General features: G+C 67.6%; 11 protein-coding genes. 8 read left to right on the top strand and 3 right to left on the bottom strand.

Features of this window, described 5'->3' with window-relative positions:
* The first annotated feature begins 13 nt into the window (after positions 1–13).
* From FBZ87_RS19150 to FBZ87_RS19140, 3 genes are read left to right on the top strand one after another with little or no spacing between them, the layout of a single operon-like run.
* Entirely contained in the window at positions 14–988 is a 975-nt protein-coding gene (locus tag FBZ87_RS19150) for an NHLP bacteriocin system secretion protein (RefSeq protein WP_145612204.1), read from the top strand.
* Positions 988–3,159 carry an NHLP family bacteriocin export ABC transporter peptidase/permease/ATPase subunit gene (locus FBZ87_RS19145; protein WP_145612203.1) on the top strand — a complete coding sequence of 724 codons (2,172 nt, stop codon included), beginning with the start codon at positions 988–990 and terminating at the stop codon, positions 3,157–3,159. The genes FBZ87_RS19150 and FBZ87_RS19145 overlap by 1 nt, the downstream gene beginning before the upstream one ends.
* Positions 3,156–5,345 (top strand): NHLP bacteriocin export ABC transporter permease/ATPase subunit, encoded by a 2,190-nt coding sequence (locus FBZ87_RS19140; RefSeq protein ID WP_145612202.1) that lies wholly within the window; start codon positions 3,156–3,158, stop codon positions 5,343–5,345. The genes FBZ87_RS19145 and FBZ87_RS19140 overlap by 4 nt, the downstream gene beginning before the upstream one ends.
* Before the next feature lie 335 nt (positions 5,346–5,680).
* Here the strand turns inward: FBZ87_RS19140 and FBZ87_RS19135 are convergent, their stop codons facing one another.
* Positions 5,681–7,273, bottom strand: coding sequence for an amidohydrolase family protein (locus FBZ87_RS19135; RefSeq protein ID WP_145612201.1), 1,593 nt, complete (start codon positions 7,271–7,273; stop codon positions 5,681–5,683).
* 266 nt (positions 7,274–7,539) lie between these two features.
* Here FBZ87_RS19135 and FBZ87_RS19130 point away from each other — a divergent pair, with 266 nt between their 5' ends.
* Positions 7,540–9,879 (top strand): TonB-dependent receptor, encoded by a 2,340-nt coding sequence (locus FBZ87_RS19130; protein WP_145612200.1) that lies wholly within the window; start codon positions 7,540–7,542, stop codon positions 9,877–9,879.
* A gap of 170 nt (positions 9,880–10,049) precedes the next feature.
* Here the strand turns inward: FBZ87_RS19130 and FBZ87_RS19125 are convergent, their stop codons facing one another.
* Entirely contained in the window at positions 10,050–11,339 is a 1,290-nt protein-coding gene (locus FBZ87_RS19125) for a lipase family protein (RefSeq protein ID WP_145612199.1), read from the bottom strand.
* A gap of 222 nt (positions 11,340–11,561) precedes the next feature.
* On the opposite strand from FBZ87_RS19125, the gene FBZ87_RS19120 reads away from it, so the two are divergent.
* Entirely contained in the window at positions 11,562–12,773 is a 1,212-nt protein-coding gene (locus FBZ87_RS19120; RefSeq protein WP_186454845.1) for an MFS transporter, read from the top strand.
* Between the two features lie 2 nt (positions 12,774–12,775).
* Here FBZ87_RS19120 and FBZ87_RS19115 read toward each other — a convergent pair whose 3' ends face one another.
* The gene (locus tag FBZ87_RS19115; protein ID WP_186454844.1) at positions 12,776–13,507 is read right to left on the bottom strand and encodes an SDR family NAD(P)-dependent oxidoreductase; all 732 of its coding nucleotides are present in this window, start codon (positions 13,505–13,507) and stop codon (positions 12,776–12,778) included.
* Positions 13,508–13,626: 119 nt separating this feature from the next.
* Here FBZ87_RS19115 and FBZ87_RS19110 point away from each other — a divergent pair, with 119 nt between their 5' ends.
* From FBZ87_RS19110 to FBZ87_RS19100, 3 genes are read left to right on the top strand one after another with little or no spacing between them, the layout of a single operon-like run.
* Positions 13,627–14,454, top strand: coding sequence for a D-glutamate cyclase family protein (locus tag FBZ87_RS19110; protein WP_211107010.1), 828 nt, complete (start codon positions 13,627–13,629; stop codon positions 14,452–14,454).
* 2 nt (positions 14,455–14,456) lie between these two features.
* Positions 14,457–15,314 (top strand): phytanoyl-CoA dioxygenase family protein, encoded by an 858-nt coding sequence (locus FBZ87_RS19105; RefSeq protein WP_145612196.1) that lies wholly within the window; start codon positions 14,457–14,459, stop codon positions 15,312–15,314.
* Complete coding sequence (locus FBZ87_RS19100) at positions 15,315–16,118, top strand: SDR family NAD(P)-dependent oxidoreductase (protein WP_145612195.1); 804 nt, start codon at positions 15,315–15,317, stop codon at positions 16,116–16,118.
* The last annotated feature ends 2 nt before the right edge of the window (positions 16,119–16,120 follow it).

The raw sequence follows: 16,120 nt of genomic DNA, 5'->3' as shown, positions 1-16,120 counted from the left end.
GGGCATTGGGGGCATGAGTAATCCGATTTTCCGCAAGGCGGCCCTGGACGGCCTGTCCTCCCCGGAACAGCTGAACCAGTTGGTCCAGGTGACGCCGGCGCGCGCCTGGATCGCGCTGTGGGCGTCCGCCGTCCTGCTGGCGGCGATCCTGGCCTGGGCCGTTTTTGGCACCCTGCCATCGCGTATGATGGGGCGCGGTGTGCTGATCCATGACGGCGGCACCTTCAACGTCGTGGCGGTGGTCGACGGTGTGGTGGCCGACATGGAGCATCTCAGCCCCGGCCAGCACATCGCCAAGGGCCAGGTTCTGGGCCGTATCATCGACCCGGCGTTGGCGCAGCAGATCGCCTCCGCCGAGGCCTATGTGCGCACCCTGGCCACCGCCACCGGGCCGGGTGCTGGTGAGACCCGCGCCCAGGCGCAGCAGGAACTGGACCGCTTGCGCTTCGAGGCGGCGCTGGACCACCGGGTGATCAGCGACCATGACGGCGAGGTGGTGGAGGTCATGGCCACCAACGGCCACGCCGTGAAGCCCGGCGACCCCATCGTCAGCATGGAATACGGGGAGTCCCCGCTGCGCGCCGTGCTGTACCTGCCGCCCTCCAGCAACGCCAAGCTGCTGCGGCCGGGCATGACCACGGAAATCTCCCCCGTCACCAGCCTGAGGGAGCGCGACGGCTATCTCATCGGCCGGGTGCGCTCGGTATCGAAATATCCGGCGACGCAGGCCGGCATGCTGGCCCTGCTGCCCAACCCCGCCCTGGTGGACGAACTGGCGCCGGAGGGGCCCCCCATCGCCGTGGAGGTCGATCTGGTGCCCGATACGCGGTCGCAAAGCGGCTACCGCTGGTCCTCCCCCGCCGGCGACGAGCTGGAGATCAGCAGCGGCACGCTGTGCAGTGGCAGCTTCGTGCTGGAAAGCCGCCGACCCATCGCCCTGCTATTCCCCTTCCTGGACAAGTCCTCGCCCAGCCGGGTGCGCGACTGATGGCCGGTCTTCCCTTCAAGCGCCGGCTGCGCACCCCCACCATCCTGCAGATGGAGGCGGTGGAGTGCGGCGCCGCCAGCCTGGCCATCCTGCTGGCCCATTACGGCCGCCACGTGTCGCTGGAGGAGTTGCGTGCCGCCTGCGGCGTCTCCCGCGACGGCAGCAAGGCCAGCAACGTGGTCAAGGCCGCCCGCGCCTACGGCCTGACCGCCGGCGGCAAGCGCTATGACATCGGGCAGTTGCGCCAGGCGCCCATGCCCGCCATCGTCTTCTGGAACTTCAACCACTTCCTGGTGGTGGAGGGGTTCGGCAAGGGCGTGGTCCACATCAACGACCCGGCCACCGGCCCCCGCACGGTGACGGACGCGGAATTCAGCGACGGCTACACCGGCGTCACCCTGTCCATGGCGCCGGGGCCCGATTTCCAGAAGGGCGGCAACGAGCCCAGCCTGGCCAGGGCGCTGGCCAGCCGTTTGCACGGCGTGCGTGCCGCCTTCGCCTTCGTCGTCATCGCCACCCTGGCCCTGGTGCTGCCGGGCCTGGCGCTGCCGGTGTTCACCCAGGTGTTCATCGATGAGATCCTGATCAAGCGCCTGGATGGCTGGTTGCCGCCGCTGTTGCTGGGCATGCTGGTCACGGCGCTGCTGCGCATGGGGCTGACCGCCCTGCAGCAGTCGCAACTATTGCGCCTGGAGATGCGGCTGTCGCTGCAATCCTCCGCCAGCTTTTTCTGGCATGTGCTGCGCCTGCCCATCGAATTCTTCAACCAGCGCTATGTCGGCGACATCAGCGTACGCGTGACCGCCAACGACCGCGTGGCCCATCTGCTGGCGGGCGACCTCGCCACCAACGCCGTCAACGTCCTGTCCGTCCTGTTCTACGCCGCCATCATGGCCACCTACGACGTGGGCCTGACCCTGGCCGGCATCGCCATCACGGCGCTGAACCTGGTGGTCCTCAGGGCCATCGCGCGCAAGCGGCGGGATGACAATCTGCGGCTGCTGCAGGACCGGGGCAAGCTGATGGCCGTCACCATGGGGGGCGTCGAGACCATCGAGACCCTGAAGGCCACGGGCGGCGAGGGGGATTTCTTCGCGCGCTGGTCCGGCCATCTGGCCAAGGTCATCAATGGCGAGCAGCGGCTGGAGCTGAACACCCGCCTGCTGGCCGTGCTGCCCAACCTGCTGAACGCGCTGGTTTCCGTCGCCATCCTGGGCCTGGGGGGCCTGCGGGTGATCGACGGGCGCATGTCCATCGGCATGCTGGTCGCCTTCCAGGGCCTGATGGCCAGCTTCACCCAGCCGGTGACCAACCTGATGGGCCTGGCCGGCAAGCTGCAGGAGGCGCAAGGAGATATGGCCCGCCTGGACGATGTCCTCAACTTCCCCGCCGCCGTTGACGGGTCTGGGGACGGCGTGCCGGAGGGCGGGGCGTCCGAGGGGGGGGCGTTGGCCGGGCGGCTGGAGCTGCGCAACCTGCGCTTCGGCTACAGCCGGCTGGAGGCGCCTTTGATCGAGGATTTCAGCCTGACGCTGGAACCCGGCCGCCGCGTCGCCCTGGTGGGCGGCTCGGGCAGCGGCAAGTCCACCGTGGCCCGCCTGGTCACCGGCGTGTTGAAACCATGGGAGGGGCAGGTGCTGCTGGACGGCATTCCACGCGACCAGATCGCCCGCGACCGGCTGCACGCCACCTTGGGCAGCGTCGACCAGGACGTCTACCTGTTCGCCGGCACCATCCGCGACAACCTCAGCCTGTGGGACGGCACCCTGCCGCCGGAGGAAATGGTCAGCGCCGCCCGTGATGCGGCCATCCACGATGTCATCGTGGCCCGGACCGGCGGCTATGACGCGCCGGTGGAGGAGGCGGGGGCCAACTTCAGCGGCGGAGAGCGCCAGCGGCTGGAGATTGCGCGCGCCCTGGCCGGGCGGCCGCGCGTGCTGGTACTGGATGAGGCGACGTCCGCCCTGGATGCACTGACCGAGAAGGCCATCGACGGCAATCTGCGCCGCCGTGGCTGCGCCTGTCTCATCGTAGCCCACCGCCTGTCCACCATCCGCGACTGTGACGAGATCATCGTCATGGATCGCGGGCGCATCGCCGAACGGGGCAGCCATGACGCGCTCATGGCCCTGGGCGGCCGTTACAGCACCCTGATCGCGACCGACCAATGACCGATAACTCCCTCGATCAACGGCTACAGGACAAGGCCCGAGCCGACGGCCGCATGTTCGCCTCGTCCATCGGTGATCTGGCCCAGGTGCTGGCCGGGCAGGCGGCGGATTCCGCCGTACTGCTGGGCACGGGCGACGCCCTGGTCGATGCCTGCCGGCAGGTCTTCCGCGCCGCCGGCATCACCCCGGCCGTGTCGGCCTCCGCCGCCGATGCCCCCATCCAGCGCCTGGAAAGCCTGGCCCGCCAGGCCGGTGCCGCCTGGCGTGTCGTTGCCCTGACCGGCCGCGACTGGTGGCGGGACGGCGCCATGCCCCTGCTGGCCTTCCGCAAGGACGGCGCGCCCGTGGCGCTGCTGCCGGCCGCGCGCGGCGACGGGCTGTGGCTTTGGGACCCCGCCGCCGGGACGCGGGTACGGCTGGATGCCCGGCAGGCGGCCGGGCTGGAGACCCAGGCCTTCGTCTTCTACCGGCCCCTGCCGGATGAGCGGATCACGCTGTGGAGCCTTGCGCGTTTCGCCTTACGCGGCAGCGGCCGCGACATCGCCCGCCTGCTGCTGCTGGGCGCGTTGGGCGGCGTGCTGGGCCTGGGCGTGCCCGTGGCCACCGGCGCCCTGATCAACACCGTCATCCCGGCGGGGGGGCCGGGACGCCTGGGACAGTTCATCCTGCTGTTGCTGACCGCCACCCTGGGCGTCAGCGCCTTTGAGCTGACACGGGCCATCGCGCTTTTGCGGGTCGACGCGCGGGCGGCCATCGGTGTCCAGGCGGCGGTGATGCAGCGCGTGCTGCGCCTGCCGGCCCCCTTCTTCCGGACTTACGCCGCGGGCGATCTGACGCAGCGCATCTTCGGCGCCACGCAGATCCTGCACAGCATCAGCGAAAGCGCCCAGTCGGCCCTGATAAGCTGGATCTTCAGCCTGGCCAGCTTCGCCTTCCTCTTCACCATCGATTGGCGCCTGGGCCTGTTGGTGGCCCTGCTGGCCGGTATCGCCATGGCGGCGGCGGTGGGCATCAACCTGCTGCGCCTGCGGCTGGAGCGGCGCATGATCGCCGTGCAGGGCGACCTGGCCTCCCGCGTTTTCCAATTGCTGACCGGCATGGCCAAGCTGCGCGCCAACGGCGCGGAGAAGCGCGCCTTCGCCCTGTGGGCGACGCGCTTCGCCCAGCAGAAGACGCTCAGCTTCGGTGTGCAGCGCCTGGGCGACAGGCTGGAGGTGTTCAACGCCGGCTACGTCGTCCTGGCCTCGCTCTGCCTGTTCGCGGCGGTGGAGGCTGCGGCGCCACTCAGCACCGGGGCCTTCGCCGCCTTCAACGCCGCCTTCAGCCAGTTCTTCGCCGCCACCCTGGCCATGACCATGGCGCTGACCAATGCGCTGAGCGCGGCCCCCCTGTACGAACGCCTGCGCCCCCTGCTGCAGGCGATGCCCGAACCCAACCGGGTGCAGGCCGCCCCGCGGCCCTTCACGGGCGCCATCGACATCAGCCATGTCAGCTTCCGCTACAGCGCCGACGGTCCCCTGATCCTAGACGACGTGTCGATCAGCATCCGGCCGGGGGAATTCGTGGCCATCGTCGGCGCGTCCGGGTCCGGCAAATCCACCCTGTTCCGCCTTCTGCTGGGGTTCGAGCGGCCTCAGGGGGGCGCCATCTATTACGACGGCCAGGATTTGGCGGGCCTGGATCTGGGGGCGGTGCGCCGGCAACTGGGCGTGGTGCTGCAGAACGGCAAGCTGATCCCGGGTCCCCTCTCCTCCAACATCATCGGCGCCTCCACCCGCCTGACGGTGGACGACGCGTGGGAGGCGGCGCGCCTGGCCGGCCTGGACCAGGACATCCGCGCCATGCCCATGGGCATGCACACGGTGATCGCGGAAGGGGCGGGAGTGATCTCCGGCGGGCAGAAGCAGCGGCTGATGATCGCGCGGGCCCTTGCCGGCCGGCCGCGCATCCTGCTGTTCGATGAGGCCACCAGCGCCCTGGATAACGCTACCCAAGCCATCGTGACGCGAAGCGTGCGCGAATTGCGGGCCACCCGCGTGGTCATCGCCCACCGCCTGTCCACCATCATCGAGGCCGACCGCATCTTCGTCATGGACCAGGGACGCCTGGTGGAAAACGGCAGCTATGCCGACCTTATCGCCCAAGGCGGCGTTTTCGGCGATTTGGCGCGGCGCCAGATGATGTGATTGTAAGTCAGGGCTTCCGATTGGATCGATATCTTATCCCGCTATCATACAATCCGGCAGCGGCCCAATTAATTGGAATGATCAATTGGCTCTGATGCAAGCTTGGTGATGATCAGATGATCCGGCACCGAGGACACGAGCCTGGAGCAGGTGATCGCCTTGATCCCTTTAGATAAGCGACATCAAAGTGTGGATCGGCGCGATCAGGCCGCATCCATATAAGGCATGTCACACTGAAGAATTTGACGGGAGAACGAATTCCAATCAGCGCCAGATCATCTACCTGACACTAAGTTCCTTCAGGGAAGATTCCGGTGTGGTTCGCAATATCACTTTCATCTTGGGGTTTGTTTAATGTCGTAATATAGCCTCAATAGCGACTGATATTTTCTTATTTTACTCTCCTCTGATTCGGTGAGGGCCTGATCAGTCGGAAATAGTCTGTTGTGGTAAAGAATAGATGGGTCTTGGCCAGACGTCGAAACGTTCATCCGGCTGAAAACAGCACGGCCGCCGACAACAAGTAGCCGAACGTGGCGTTTTTGCGCGCGGCCTATCAACAGGGAAAGGACGTTTGACCTGGATGTCATGGCGTCGTGGGCAATGGTGGCATAGTCGACGCCCATGATATCCGCGGGGGCCCCCACCGCCAGGCGGCCGCCACCATCGTTGCCGAGGATGGTATGACGCCCTGTTTCCCAGGCGCCTTTCAACACATCCGCCGGCGATAGCGCTTCACCGTCGCCCGCCGCCGCGCCCGCCAGATGATAAGCGAGGCGCATCTCCCGCAGCATGTCGTCGTCATCATCGAGGCTCATTCCGTCAAGCCCGAAGGCGAGGGGCGTACCGGCTTGCGCCAGCAGGCCCATGGGCGGCACGCCCGACCGCAGGCGCAGGTTGGACGAGGTGTTGACGACCACCGTGACCCCCCGGTCAGCCAGCAGGGCGCACTCATCCGGGCGCAGCCAGACGCCGTGCGCCACCGTCAGGCGCGGGGAGAGCAAGCCGATGGCATCGAAATGGCGGAGGATGCCGTCCGGGTAGCGCTGGTCCGCCCAAGCCCGCTGGTGGCGTGTTTCCAGCAAGTGCATATGCACCCGCCGGCCATCCTCCATCGACGCGCGGGCGATCGCCGTCAGCGTTGCGGGCTGGACCCATTGCGGCCCGACGGGATGATACTGCAGGGTGAACAGCGCATGCTCGAAGGCGCGTGCCTGATCCATCAGGGCCAGGTTGGTGGCGCAGTCGCGCATGCTGGCCTCCCGGTCCTTCAACGCCTGGAATTCCGCCGCGTCCATGTGCGCCGCCAGGGGCTCCAGGTCCCCGTAAACGAAAGGATTGGCATCGAAGAAGGGCCAGCAGAAGGCCACCCGGATGCCCACGTTCCGCGCCGCCCGCGACACCGCCTCGGCTTCGGCCAGCAAGGTCTGGCTGCTTTGCGTGTTGTGGCAGTGATTGACGGCGCCGATACCGGATTCCGCCATGCGGGAAAGGGCGATGGCGGCGCACTGGTAGAAGTCCAGCGGCGGCTGGCGGGCGAGGTCGGGCAGCCAGGTCTCCAGGGGCTGGTCCGTCGCGCCAAAGGCCAGGGGACCGAGGCCACGGCCATGGTCATGGGCGTTGGCCAGGGCCGGCATCAGCAACAGGCGGGTCTCATCGGGCGTCAGCTGGTCACGGTCCACGGGGCGGACGCTGACGACCTTGCCGTCCGCGATGACCACCTCATGCGGGCCGGCGGGGGCTTGGTCGGCTGAGGGAATAAGGTGCCCGGCCCGCACGACCAGCGTGGTCTGATCCGACATGCTCGCTCCGACGGTTTTCGGCTGCAGCCCACCATGATAGGGCGACGGGGAAAAGAGGGTATCGGAAACAGGCCTCCCTTCAGTTGCCGGTTCCGCAGCGCCGGTGTGCGCCCCCGACAACGGCATGCCGTCGCACGGATTTAGCAACGGGACTGTTCCGTTCTTGCAATGGCCTTGGCCGCGTTTTCCCCGGACGATGAGGGCTGTCGGAACATGCGGCGCCAGCCAACAGCCAACGGGCGATAGTGGAACTGGCGAAAATCACGGTCCTGGTGGCCGGATGCTGAAATAACCGCAGTCGCGTCCAGGGTCCCATGCCGCAAGGTACGCGGATCACAAGCGACATAACAAATAGCAGGGGGCACTAATGTTTCAGGTAAGGGGGACTCTTTATGTCTGAACGTCATCCACGTACCCGCCGCTTGCCGGCCCGTCGCGCCGGCCTGGCCTTTCTTGTTCTGTCAGCTGCCCCGGCCGGCCTTGTCGTTGGCGCCACGGCGGCCTGGGCCCAGGCTCTGCCGGCGTCGGATGCGGACGGGCTCACCGAGATCATCGTGACCGCGCAGCGTCGCGGTGAAAGCATCAGCAAGGTTCCGCTGTCCGTCGCGTCCCTGAGCCAGGACCAGATGGACCAGGAGGGCATCCGCAAGATCGACGATATCGCCCGGGTGACACCCGCCCTTCGCTTCGCACCGTCGGCGGGCGTCACCGCGAACAACGGCACCAACATCTACATCCGCGGCTTGTCGTCGGACGTGGGCTCCGCCACCACCGCCATCTATATTGACGACACGCCCATCCAGATCCGCAACGTCGGCTACTACGGCGGCAACCCCTATCCCAAGGTGTTCGACCTGGAGCGGGTGGAGGTGCTGCGCGGGCCGCAGGGCACCTTGTTCGGCGCCAGTGCGGAAGGCGGCGCTGTGCGCTTCATCACGCCCCAGCCCAGCTTCGACAAGCTGGAGATCTACTCCCGGGCGGAGGTGGCCTCCACCTACAACGGCGCCGCCAGCTATGAGGCTGGCTCTGCCGTCGGCGGGCCGATTTCCGACACCCTGGCGGTGCGTGCCAGCGCCTGGTACCAGCATAGCGGCGGCTATATCGACCAGGTGAAGCAGGGCACCAACACGGTCATCGGCAAGGACGTCAACTTCAGCGACACGCGGGAAGCCCGCTTGGCCGCTTCCTGGCGACCGATCGAGGACCTGACGATCACGCCCAGCATCTATTATCAGTTGGAAAAGTCCAACGCCCGCAATGATTACTGGGAAGGCTACGGCAACACCGGGGATGCCGACTACAAGACCGGTGTCGCTAACCTGGAACCGACCCGGGACCGCTTCACCATGCCGGCCCTGGCGGTGAAGTACCGGTGGGACAACATCGACATCATCTCCAACACCTCATATTTCGAGCGTCAGCAGGACCAGACGCTGGACTATGGCACCTATTTCTCCTTCCTGCGGTCAGGCAACCCCTTCGGCAGCTATTCCAACAAGACCCTATCCAACACGGCCGATTACCTGACGCTGAACCAACGCAACCTGACTCAGGAACTGCGGGCGCAGTCTTATGACAACAAGTATGTGGACTGGACGGTGGGTGCCTATTATTCCCGCACCCGGCAGTACTTCACCAACTACACAGGCTCGGGCCGTTTTCCCGGGGTGCTGGTCAACGGCTACAAACAGTACGACAACCGCTACAGCTACGTGAACCTGGTTTCCGCCAATGACCACCAGTACGCAGGCTATGGCGCCATCGACATCAAGCCGATGGAGGACCTGAAGGTCACCCTGGCGGTGCGCTACACCTTGGATGAGTTTGACTTCACCGACACCAAGGACGGTCCCACCAATGCCGGTGTCCGCACCGTCAAGACGGTGGGTCAGAACGAGGGCGCTTGGACACCCAAGGTCGGCGTGTCCTACCAGCTGGATACGGACCACATGCTGTACGCCTCCGCCACCGAAGGCTTCCGTCCCGGCGGTGCCCAAGCGGCGGTCGCCAGCGAATTCTGCGCCAGCGATCTGAAGACTCTGGGCCTGACCTCCAGCCCCACCGGGTATGAATCCGACAACCTCTGGTCCTATGAGGGTGGCAGTAAGAACAAGCTGTTCGGCGGCATGGTGAGCCTGGACGCCAGCGGCTACCTGCTGAAGTGGAAGAACATCCAGCAGTCCATCCGCCTGCCGACCTGCAGCTTCTCCTACATTTCCAACCTGGGTGAGGCCACCGGCAAGGGCGCGGAGCTGTCCGCCGCCATCCGGCCCATGCACGGCCTGACCTTCGGCACGGAGCTGGGCTATACCCACATCACCTACGATGAGAACATCTATGGCGGCAACAACCTGCTGCTGAAGGCGGCCGGCCAGCGCATCGGTGGGCCGCTGTGGTCTGGCCACGTCTATGGCGAAGGGGAACTCCCGGTCAACGAGAACGTCGTCGGCTATCTGCGTGCCGACTACAGCTTCGCCAGCAAGAACATCCAGCAGAATATCCAGGGCACCTACGGCTATGACGCCGGCCTCTATGCCCTGGGGGCCACCAACTATCTGTCCCTGCGGGCTGGTGCCCGGTTCTCGGGCCTGGACCTGTCGCTGTTCGTCGACAACGTCACCAATTCCACCGATGTGCTGGCGCGCAACCACGATGGCGTCGGCGGCACGCTGTACTACGATCAGGGCTATCGCCCCCGCACCATCGGTCTGACAGCGCAGTACCGCTACTGATGTGTGACGCCGCTGATCATGGTCGATCAGCGGCGTCATCTTGCGGCGGCGCGGGGAAGTCCTCACGTCGCCGGTTTGATCCCGTGTTCCCCTGAGGTTTCCCGTAGGCTTGAAACTGGGGCGGCGGCATCGTGATGGTGCCGCCGCCCTTCTTGTTGCCGGGGAACTCTTCAATCGTTGAAGGGGATGCCTGGCGTCGGCGCCTGCACGGGCCCCGGCGGGGTGATGCCCGCGCAGTTGCCCTTGGGTGTTTCACCCTTCAGCAGGGCCTGGACAAAGGGCAGGCTGTCAGCCAGGGAACCGTTGACGGCGCCGTTGTGGCTGAGACCGGGATAGACGTGCCATTGCACCCTGGTGCCGGCGTCGCACATGGCCTTGACGGCGTTGTACTGCCCGGCGGTGCCGGCCATGCCGTCGGCCAGGCCGGTGCCGGCGAAGATGGGCACGGTCATCTTCGCGACCGGCAGAACGAAGTTGGGCTCCATGTCCGCGTCCAGCGGCTTCAGGTCGGGGACGAAGACCTCTTCCCCCGTCAGGCCCTTTTCCTTGGACAAGGCGAACAGGTCGTGCAGGCAGGAGGTGCGCGCGGCGTCCAGCAGGGGGCGGCCCTTGGCCGTGACGAAGTCCGCCGGGTCCAGTTCCGGATGCAGGGCGCGGTCGATGCCGGCGATGCGCAGCATGGCGAAGCCCGGATCCATCTGGCGCGGGTCGGTGTACTGCTCCGGCTTCTTCACATAGCCATCGCCCTGGGGGCCAGCGAAGGTGACCACTAGGCCGGTGGCGACGGTGCCCAGGACGTGCAGGTCCGGTGCGTAGTCGGGCGCCAGGTAGGTGGCCCCCAGGGCGGCGCCGGACCCCTGGGACTGTCCGGCGATGACCACCTGATTACGCAGCACGCCCGGCTTGGCCTTCAGGGCCGCGCGCACGGCGTCCAGGATGGACCGGCCCTCGGACTTCCACAGCAGGTAGGGGTGGACGCCCTTGGTCCCCAACCCCTCATAGTCGGTGGCGACGACGGCGAAGCCGGCCTCCATCCAGCGCTGCAGATAGGCCACGTCCCGCGCCGGCTGGCCCCGCCAGGAGGGGGCGCAAACATCGGCGAAACCGGTGGTGCCGTGGGCCCAGGCCAGGATGGGCCAGCCGCCCGGGGGCGGCGCGCCGGCGGGAAGGTAGACGATGCCGGACACGGGCACCAGGCCGCGCCCGACGCCGCTGGTGGCGGTGTAAAGGATGCGCAGCGCCGTCCCGGCCATCTTGGGCCGCGACAGGGTGGCCGGGAACGTCTCCTCCCGCAAGGGCAGGCCCGGCTGCGTGATCGCCGCGTCCCAGCGGTAAAAGGCCGAAACGCCGCCGTCGCCCTCGATGTCGGGCGCGCTATGCGTCGCGGCCCGCGCCAGGGCCGTTCCCGACAGCAGCGCCAGGGAAAAGTACAGAAGCGCGCGCTTGGAAATCCTGACCATACGCTGTCCGATCTTTTTGTCGTGGTGATGGATGGTCCACAGCCTAGGGCCGCGCCTTCATTTCCCCCGTGTCCGTTTCTACCATGGGCCGTTGCCCGGGCGACAACGCGGCCGTGGTGCGGTTTTTGTGAACGGCCCGGTGCTAATCCCGTACCCGGCTTGCTTGGGACGCGCCGGCGCCTCACAGTTGGCGTCTGGGGACCCATGTGGGAAAGCGGCACGATGATGGCGACGGCGGTAAAGCGGGGCGGATGGCTGGCCATCCTGGTGGTGTACGGCATCGGGCTGGGCGCCATGTCGCTGGTCGGCATCCTGTCACCGCTGACGGTCCGCATCACCGCCGATCTGCAGGCCCCGGCCGCCGCCATCGGCCTGACCATCGCCCTGTTCTCCCTGCCGGCGGCCATCATGGCCATGGTGGGCGGCGGCGTCGTCGACCGCATCGGACCGCGTCGGACCCTGGCGCTGGCCGCTCCGGTGCTGGCCCTGGCCGACGCCGTGGTTTTCCTGGCGCGGGATGTCTGGCTGCTGGACGTCGGTGTGTTGCTGGCCGGTGTCGGCTATGTCGGGGTGCTGAACGGCGGCGCCGCCATGCTGATGGGCGGGCTCGACGGTGCCACCCGCACCAGGGCCATGGCGCTGTGGTCCACCTACGCCCCCGTCGGATTCTCCCTGGGCTTGCTGGTCGCGGCGCCGTTCACCACCGCGGCTGACTGGCGGGTGGCGCCGGCGCTGCACGGCGCGTTCATGCTGCTGTGTTGGCTTGGCACCGTGTTCCTGCCCCAGGTGCCGCCGCGCAAGGCCGATGGGGTGCCCGTCCGGGAACAGGTCGGCCGCCTGTTCGCCGCCTTGCGACGCCGGGACGTGCTGCAACTGGCGGTCAGCGCCGCCCTGCCCAGCATGATCTCCTATGGCACCAGCCTGGTGGCCGCCACCTACCTGGCCAAGGTGCACGGCGTGTCCCTGGCGGCGTCCGCCAGCATCGTCGCGGTGGCGAAGATCGCGGCCGTCCTGCTGGGCGGCACTGTGACCGGCACCCTGCTGGCCCGCGATTTCCCGCCCCGCACCTTGTTCACCATCATGGTGGGCGTGGGCATGGTGGCACAGTTCCTGCTGTTCTTCCCGGGCAGTCCGCTGGTGCTGGCGGTGGCGGGGCTGATGGGCTGGCTGTTCACCTTCGGCGCCCTGTCGGGTGTTTGTATGGCGGCCATGCCGCTGGTCGCCGGCCAGGCGCTGGGGGGCGGCACGATGGCCGGCACCGTCAACCAATTCGTTTCCCTGGCGTCGTTCCTGACGCCCACCCTCTACTTCGCGTCATCGGCCTGGGGTGTTTATGTCGCCATCGCCCTGGCCGGCCTTGTGGTGGCCCTGGTGGCGTTGCCGGGTGTGGTGGGCGCGCAGCGCCGATCGGCGCCGGCTGTTTCAGCCTCTTAAACTCAAACCGCCGTGTCGCCGCCGTCCACCGGGATCATGGTGCCGGTGACGTAGGACGCGGCGGGGGAGATGAGATAGCGGACCAGGGCCGCCGCTTCCTCGGCCCCGCCATGGCGGCGCAGGGGGATGCGGCTGTCCACCGCCTGGCGCGCCGCGTCGGCGTCTTCCTGTTTCGACCAGAAGGCCCGGGTCTGCGGCGTGTCCACCCAGCCGACCAAGGTTCCATTGACCCGGATGCCCCTGGGGCCCAGCTCTGCCGCCAGGCTGCGGACCAGCCCGGCCAGCCCCGCCTTGGTCGCCTGATAGGCATGGGTGAGCGGCTGCCCGCGCAGCGTGGCGGTGGAGGAGATGAAGATGATGCTGGCATTGGGGGAGGCGCCCAGCAGGTCCAGGGCCGCCTGCGCCGCCAGGAAGGGCAGGCGCAGGTTGACGGCCGCCGCCTCATCCCACATCGCCGCCGTCCACTGGCCCATCGGGGCCGCCTGCACCAGCGAGGCGGCGACCACCACGGCGTCCAGCGCCCCCTGGTCGGCCCGGATGGCATCCATGGTGCGGGCGGGGGCTTCCGGATCCGCCGGATTTACGGGAATGTACAGGTCCCAGGGGCCGGTGGCGTCGGTGGCGCCATCCGCCATGGCGACCCAGCCGCCGTCGGCCCGGCATCCTTGCGCCACCGTCCGCCCCAGGCCGGCCGAACTGCCGATGATCAGGATGCGCGCCATGTCTTGTCCCATTGGTGATGGTATCCACCACCCATACTCTGGCCACCGCATAAGCCCAGGGCCGCTTCGGCAACGGCCGGGGCAAAAAATAGCAACTCCCGGCAACACCCTTGCTGGATATGATCGGCGCCATGAGCTTGATGTCACATCCTGACGCGAGGTCCGGCGTGGCCGGTGCGTTCGATCCCGCCGACCCGGTGGCGGTACGCCGGGCCATACGGGAACGCCGTTTCACCGGCTTCACCAACCTGGTGGCGCGCACCGTGGTGCAGGGCAACCTGGTGGCCGTGCCGGCGGAATATGCCGACGCGTTCGAGGCCTACTGCCGCGCCAATGCCCAGGCGCTGCCCCTGCTGGGCCGCAGCGCGCCGGGGGAACGGGTCATCCCGTCCCTGGCCCAGGACATGGACATCGCCCGTGACACCGGCGGCTATATGATCTTCCGCGATGGGGAACTGGTGGACACGCCGGTCGACGCCAGTGCCTTCTGGCGCGATGACCTGGTGGCTTTCGTCCTGGGCTGCTCCTTTTCCTTCGAGGCGCTGCTGCAGCGTCACGGCGTGCGCCTGCGCCACCTGGATGAGGGCAATGTCTCGGCCATGTATGTGACCGACCGCGACACCACACCCGTCGGACCCTTCGCCGGCAAGCTGGTGGTGTCCATGCGGGCCCTGCGCCCGGCCGACGCCATCAAGGCCACCATCCTGTCGGCCCGCTACCCCGCCTTCCACGGCGCGCCGGTGTCCTTGGGGCTACCCGGCGATCTGGGCATTCGGGATCTGGAACGGAGCTATGGCGGCCATGGCCTGACCCGGCTCAACCCCGACGAGGTCCCCGTTTTCTGGGCCTGCGGCGCCACCGGCCAGATCGCCGCCCGCGCCGCCCGCCTGCCGCTCTGCATCACGCATTACAAGGCGCACATGGTCGTCACCGACCTGCCTTTGCCGAAGGAAGATTGAGGATGAACGTCGACGAAATCGTCTCTCATTACGGCGCCCACGGCTACGCCGTCGTGCCGGGCCTGCTGGCCGGTCCCGTGCTGGATGAACTGCTGGAGCTGACCGCCCGGATCGAGGCGCGCGCGGCCGACAGCATCGCCGACGACGCCTGGTTCGATTTCGACCAGGACGCCAACGGCAAGCGCACCATCCAGCGCATCAAGAAGCCCAACCGCATCGATCCCTTCTATGCCCGCCTGGCCGGCCATCCCAAGATCGTCGACGTGCTGAACCGGCTGATCGGGCCCAACATCCGCCTGAACCACACCAAGATGAACATGAAGGCGGCCAACGGCGGCGCAGCACTGGAATGGCATCAGGACTGGGCCTTCGCCCCCCACACCAACATGTCCACCTGTGTCGCCTCCATCATGCTGGATGGCGCCTCGGCCGAGAACGGCGCCATGCAGGTCATCCCCGGCAGCCACAAGGGGCCACTGCTGGACCACCATGACGAGGAAGGCTATTTCGCCGGCGCCGTGGACGTCAGCCAGATCGCGCTGGACAAGGCCGCGCTGCTGGCCGGCCCGCCGGGCACCGTCAGCTTTCACCACCCCATGACCCTGCATGGCTCCAGCGTCAACCGTTCCGGCAGGTCGCGCCGCATCCTGTTCTATGAATACGCCGCCACCGACGCCTTCCCCCTGTTCTACAAGGTGGATTGGGAGGAGTACGACAGCCGCATCGTGGCCGGCCCGCCGACCAGCGAAGTGCGGTTTGAGCAGAACTACGTGAAGCTGCCGTTCCCGTCGCGTGCCGGCAGCTCCATCTACAAGATCCAGGCGGAATCCAACCGCCGCTATTTCGCGGAGGCGATGTAAGTGGCCCCCCAGGGGACGACGCGTGAACGGCCTGTGGCCCTGGTCACGGGCGCCAGCGCCGGCACCGGCAGCGAGATCGCCCTGGCGCTGGGCGCCGCCGGCTATGACGTCGCCATCACGGGCCGCCGGACGGCGGCGCTGGAGGAACTGGCCGGCCGGCTGCGCGGGCAGGGGGGCGACGCCCTGGTCCTGACGGTGGACGTGCGCGACGCCGAGGCCCTGGACCAGGCGCTGACCCGCTTCCTGGAATGGACGGCTGGCCGGGTGGACGTGGTGGTCAACGCCGCCGGCACCACCGGGCCGCTGTCCCCGCCCATCGGGGAATTCAGCGTGGCGGATTTCGACAACGTCATCGCCACCAACCTGCGCGCGCCCTTCATCGTGCTGTCGCGCCTGCTGCCCGTCATGCGGGCGGCCAAGGGCGGGCGCGTCGTCAACATCGGCGGCAACCACGGCATGCGCGGCCGTGCCGGCCGGTCCAGCTACAGCGCCTCCAAATGGGGCCTGCGCGGCCTGTCGCGCAGCGCCGCGCTGGAGGCGGGGCCCGATGGCGTCACCGTGAACTACATCGCCCCCGGCCCCGTGGCTGTGCCCCGCATGAAGGCCGCCTGGCGCGCCCGGGCGGAACAGGACGGCGTCAGCGAGGATGAGGCGCTGACCCGCTACGTCGCCAACATGGGCATCCCCCTTGGCCGTCCAAGCGAACCGACGGACATTGTCGCCATGGTCCTGTACCTGGTGGGCCCCGGTGGTCGGAACATCACCGGCCAGGAAATGGTCATCGACGGCGGGGCGACGCTTTAGTT

The organism is Nitrospirillum amazonense, assembly GCF_007828035.1.
In the GTDB taxonomy this organism is placed as follows: Bacteria; Pseudomonadota; Alphaproteobacteria; order Azospirillales; family Azospirillaceae; genus Nitrospirillum; species Nitrospirillum amazonense.
The sequence above is the reverse complement of the archived record's forward strand: the minus strand, read 5'-3'. Positions and strand labels throughout refer to the sequence as shown.